The sequence below is a fragment of the Neochlamydia sp. TUME1 genome (assembly GCF_000813645.1).
Lineage (GTDB): Bacteria > Chlamydiota > Chlamydiia > Chlamydiales > Parachlamydiaceae > Neochlamydia.
Genome location: NZ_JRXI01000157.1, coordinates 1 through 5,562, shown reverse-complemented (window position 1 = coordinate 5,562; position 5,562 = coordinate 1). Strand labels below are relative to the sequence as shown.

General features: G+C 39.6%; 4 protein-coding genes. 3 read left to right on the top strand and 1 reads right to left on the bottom strand.

Features of this window, described 5'->3' with window-relative positions; all coding sequences use genetic code 11:
* The 3 genes from DB41_RS07680 to DB41_RS07665 form a co-directional block, all read left to right on the top strand.
* The coding region (locus tag DB41_RS07680; protein WP_155117619.1) for a leucine-rich repeat domain-containing protein at positions 1-1,718 on the top strand (1,718 nt) is incomplete at its 5' end.
* Positions 1,719-2,003: 285 nt separating this feature from the next.
* Positions 2,004-3,626 carry a leucine-rich repeat domain-containing protein gene (locus DB41_RS07675; RefSeq protein ID WP_052244012.1) on the top strand — a complete coding sequence of 541 codons (1,623 nt, stop codon included), beginning with the start codon at positions 2,004-2,006 and terminating at the stop codon, positions 3,624-3,626.
* A gap of 283 nt (positions 3,627-3,909) precedes the next feature.
* A complete protein-coding gene (locus tag DB41_RS07665; RefSeq protein WP_080502457.1) occupies positions 3,910-4,974 on the top strand; it encodes a leucine-rich repeat domain-containing protein in 1,065 nt (354 codons plus the stop codon).
* A gap of 364 nt (positions 4,975-5,338) precedes the next feature.
* Here DB41_RS07665 and DB41_RS13000 read toward each other — a convergent pair whose 3' ends face one another.
* On the bottom strand, positions 5,339-5,455 hold the full coding sequence (locus DB41_RS13000; RefSeq protein ID WP_368730549.1) for a DUF4277 domain-containing protein: 117 nt from the start codon (positions 5,453-5,455) through the stop codon (positions 5,339-5,341).
* Positions 5,456-5,562 lie beyond the last annotated feature (107 nt).

Below are 5,562 nucleotides of genomic sequence, written 5' to 3'. Positions count from 1 at the left end.
AGATACTAGCCCCTATTTTAGGAATTTGCGTTAACCCTTCCCTATTTAACGTTTGTACAAGATGGCGACATTTACTGTCTACGGGAGTCATGCCCTCTCTTTATAAGCAAATAGGTAAAATGCATGTTCCTCAAAGAGATGTTAAAGAGCAGGCTCTTATTTTGGATAAGATTTATAAATTAGAAGCTGAACTTCCTGAAGTTACAAAAGTCAACGCGATCTTTAAGCAAATCTTTGCTTTAGCTAGCTCTCTTTCACCTTCAGAATTAGAATTTAAATGTATAACCGAGGAAAAAAGATATTTTACTCTGAATAATTACTCTTCTTATCTGATAAATATTAATCGACTGTTAATGTGGAAAAAAATTCCTGGTGGAGAGGAATACTTAGACCAAGAAACAATCAAATATTTGCCTTTGCAAGTAAAAGGAAAGCTATTTAGAGATTGGATTGAAAGATATGGCAAAGATATTAAAGACTTAGATTTAACAAGAATGGGCTTGACTTTATTACCTGCAGAGATAGGGCAGCTACTTCAGCTGAAAAGTCTTAACTTAGAACAAAACCAACTTACCACTCTTCCCATAGAGATAGGACAGCTATCGCGTCTGAAAGCGCTTAACTTAGAAAATAACCAGCTTGCCACTCTTCCTGCCGAGATACGGCAGCTACTTCAGCTGAAAAGTCTTAACTTAGGAGGCAACCAGCTTGCCACTCTTCCGGCAGAGATAGGGCAGCTATTTCAGCTAGAAGAGCTTTACTTAGATAATAACCAACTGACCATTTTTCCGGTAGAGATAGGGCAGCTTCCTCAGCTGCAATGGCTTTACTTAAAAAACAACCAGCTCACGACTCTTCCAGCAGAGATAAGGCAGCTATCCCAGCTAAAAGGAGTTTACTTAGATAGCAACAAGCTTATCACTCTTCCTGCAGAGATAGGGTATCTATCACAGCTGCAATACCTTTACTTAAATAATAACCAACTTGCCATTCTTCCAGTAGAGATAGGGAAGCTATCGCAGCTAGAAGGGCTTTATTTAGACAGCAACCAGCTCACCTCCCTTCCTGCAGAGATAGGACAGCTACCAAATCTCTACATCCTTTACTTAAATAATAACCACCTTGCCACTCTTCCTGCAGAAATAAGGCAACTACCGCGGCTACGAGAGTTACGATTAAATAATAACCAACTTACCACTCTTCCAGTAGAGATAGGGCAGGTATCACAGCTGCACAGCCTTCATTTACAAAACAACCAACTTAGCACTCTTCCGGCAGAGATAGGGCAGCTGTCTCAACTGCAAAGACTTGAATTAAACAGCAACCAGCTTACGGCTCTTCCGGCAGAGATAGGGTATCTATCGCAGCTGCAATACCTTTTCTTAAATAACAATCAACTTACCACTCTTCCAGTAGAGATAGGGCAATTATCTCAGTTGCAATGGCTTTACTTACACAATAACCGGCTCACCACTCTTCCAGCAGAGATAGGGCAGTTATCACGGCTGCTATGGCTTCACTTACACAACAACCATCTCACGACTCTTCCAGCAGAGATAAGGCAGCTATCCCAGCTGTTAGACCTTAACTTGAATAATAATCGACTTAGCTCTCTTCCAGCGGAAATAGGTTTCCTGCCAGACTGGTTAAATGTTAATCTAAATGGAAATCCACTGGAAAGTATTCCGGAGAAAATAAAGCAACGTTTTAGGCTATAACTGGGAAAAATCTGTATTTGCAACACCTTATGTAGTAAAGAAATAAATTGATGAGCTTAGAAGATGTTGAGAATATAGACAACCTTCCAATAGCATCCGAGGTAGAGAGGATGTCATTCTGCTAAAAGATAGAAACAATTTCTAATGGTCGTTTGCATTGCTAGCCTGCCTAAGCATGCGCTAAGTTGTTTCTAAATCTAGCTTGCCTATTTTACTTTTTCCATATATACGAATTTCTCTAAAAAGCAACTAAAAATAGGCATAAAGCTTAAAGGAGACCCTACCATGAATCCTAGCTCATCTATCACCCTTGAACATCTACCTAATGAAATACTTGCTCCTATTTTAGGAGCTTGCGTCACACCTTCCTTATTTAGCGTTTGTACAAGATGGCGACATTTACTAGCTACAGAAGTCATGCCCACCCTTTATAAGCAAATAGGTAAGATGCATGTTCCCCATGGTGATGTTTACAAGCAGGCTTTTATTATAGATAGGATTTATAAGCTAGAAGAAGATCTTTCTGTAACAGAAAAGGTAAATGCAATCTTTAGACAAACCTTTGTTTTAGCTAGCTCGCTTTCACCTTTAGAGTTAGAATTTAAATGGATAACCGAGGAAAAAAGATATTTTACGCTGATTAATTACTCCTCATATCTTGTAAATATTAACCGCCTCTTAACATGGAAAAAAATCCCTGGTGGAGAGGAATACTTAGACCAAGAAGCTATCAAATATTTGCCTTTACAAGTAAAAGGAAAGCTACTTAGAGATTGGATAAAAAACTATAGCAAAAATATTAGAAGCTTAGACTTAACTGAATGTGGATTGACCCTTATACCCCCAGAGATAGGGTATCTATCGCAGCTGCAATTCCTTTACTTAAATAACAACCAACTTACCACCCTTCCGGCAGAGATAGGGCAGCTATCGCAGCTAGAAGGTCTTTACTTAGATAGCAACCAGCTCACCTCCCTTCCTACAGAGATAGGACAGCTACCAAATCTCTACATCCTTTACTTAAATAATAACCACCTTACCACTCTTCCTGCAGAAATAAGGCAACTACCGCGGCTACGAGAGCTACGCTTAAATAATAACCAGCTTACGACCCTTCCTGCAGAGATAGGGTATTTAGTGCAGCTGCAATACCTTTTCTTAAATAATAACCAGCTAACCGCTATTCCTGCGGAAATCCGGCAGCTTTCTCAGTTAGAAACGCTTAACTTAGACAATAACCAGCTCACCTCCCTTCCTACAGAGATAGGTCAGCTTTCGCAGCTGCAAATGCTTGGCTTAAACACCAACCAGCTTACCACTCTTCCGGCAGAGATAGAGCAGCTGTCTCAGCTGCAATATCTTTGGCTAAACAGCAACCAACTAGGCACCCTTCCTGCAGAGATAGGGCAGCTTTCGCAGCTGCGATGGTTTTACTTAAGCGACAACCAGCTTACCATCCTTCCTAAAGCAATAGGGCAGCTTTCACAGCTGCAAAGGCTTGAATTAAGCCAAAGCCAACTAGCCACTCTTCCTGCAGAGATAGGGCAGCTATCTCAGCTCAAAGCACTTTGCTTAAATAACAATCAGCTTACCACTCTTCCTTCACAGATAGGACAGCTATCCCAGCTGCAATGGCTTTACTTAGAAAACAATCAGCTCACTACTCTTCCAGCAACCATAGGACAGTTATCACAGCTACATCACCTTGACTTAGACAATAACCAGCTTACCACTCTTCCGGCAGAGATAGGGCAGCTATTTCAGCTAGAAGAGCTTGACCTTAATAATAACCAGCTCACCTCCCTCCCTACCGAAATAAAAGAGCTAACTGCTTTAAAAAAGCTTCAGGTAAGTGGGAATCCTTTAGAGAGTATTCCTGAGGAAATAAAGCAGATTTTTAGTCTATAACTGGAAAAGGTTGTATCTGCATCACTTAATGTACTAAATAAATTAATGCATTTGGAAAATGTTAAGAATATAGCTAACCTTCCGATAGCATCCCGAGGTGGAGAGGATGTCACTCTGCTAAAAGATAGAAACAATTTCTAATGGTCTTTTGCATTGCTAGCCTGCCTAAGCAAGCCGCTAAACTGTTTTTAAATCTAGCTTGCCTATTTTGCTTTTTCCATGTATATGAATGTCCCTAAAAGATAAATAAAAATAGGCATAAAGCTTAGAAGGAGACCATGCTATGAATCCTTGCTCTTCTATTACCATTGAACATCTACCTAATGAAATATTAGTTCCTATTTTAAAGGTTTGCGCCGCACCTTCCTTGTCTAGCGTTTGTACGAGATGGCGATATTTGCTGGCTACAGAAGTCATGCCTTCCCTCTATAAGCAAATAAGTAAGATGCATTTTCCTGCAGGAGACGTTAACAAGCAGACTTTTGTTTTAGATAGGATTTATAAGCTAGAAGAAGAGCTTTCAAAGGCAGCAAAGGTAAATGCAATTTTCAGGCAAACCTTTACCCAAGCTAGGTCTATTTCTCCTTTAGAATTTAAGGGAAGCATCGAAGAAAAAAGAGATTTTACCCTCACTAATTACCGCTCTTATCTTGTAAACATTAATCGACTTTTAATATGGAAAGAACTTCGGGGAGGAGAAGAATATTTAGGGAAAGAAGAAATTAAAAATTTACCTTTAAAAGAAAGAGGCAGGCTTTTTAAGGAGTGGGTTGAAAGCTATAGCAAAGATATTAAGAAGTTAAATGTAGCAAGGATAGGCTTAACCTTATTACCTTCAGAGATAGGGCAGTTATCTCAGCTGCAAACGCTTGAATTAAGCAACAACCAGCTTACCACCCTTCCTGCAGAGATAAGGCAGCTGTCTCAGCTGCAATGCCTTTACTTAGAAAACAACTATCTTACCACCCTTCCAGCAGAAATAGGGCAGCTATCTCAGCTACAAAGACTTCACTTAGAAAACAACCAGCTTACCAACCTTCCTGCAGAGATAAGACAGCTATCGCAGCTGCAAAGGCTTTACTTAAACAAGAACCAACTCACCACCCTTCCGGCAGAGATATGGCAGTTATCGCAGCTGCAAAGGCTTAAATTAGACAATAATCAGCTTACCACCCTTCCAACAGAAATAGGGCAGCTTACTCGGCTAGAAAAACTTAAATTAAGCAGCAACCAGCTTACCTCCCTTCCAGCAGAAATAGGCCATCTGCCAAACGAGTTAAATCTTTATCTAGATCGAAATCCACTGGAAAGTATTCCTAACAAAATAAAGCAACGTTTTAGGTTATAAATGGAGAGTATGTATTTGCAGCATTTAGCTTGTTAAAATGAAGATATCTATAGGTCCAGAAGGTTTTGAGAATATAGATAGCCTTCCGACTTATTATAGAACCATTAGCATCCGAAGTTAATGCTTCTCTGATAAAGGATAAGAAGAATTTTTAATGGTTTTTATGGTGCTAGCTTGCCTAAGTATGCCGCTAAGTTGCTTTTAGATGTTATTTGCCTGTTTTGTCTTATTCTCCATGTATATAAATGCCTCTTACGAGCCACCAAGAAGCATGCATAAAACTTAAAAAGAGGCCATACAATGAATCTTATCTCTTCTAGCACCATTGAACATCTACCTAAGGGGTACTTAAAGCCGTGATTTCTCATCTTACAAATCCCAATCCGTTTAAGATCATGCATTTAACAGCTTGCCCATAGGCTAGATGCTTATTCTTCGCCTGGTTACCTGCTGCTTGATCAATAAGGTCAACTAACCCTATCTCCTCACATATTCTAAGCTACCAATCCTAAATGATCGACGTTTTGCGTATCTATTTGCATAGCTTTTAGTCGTTTAGTTTAAACCTTTAAAGAAAACATCTTACTC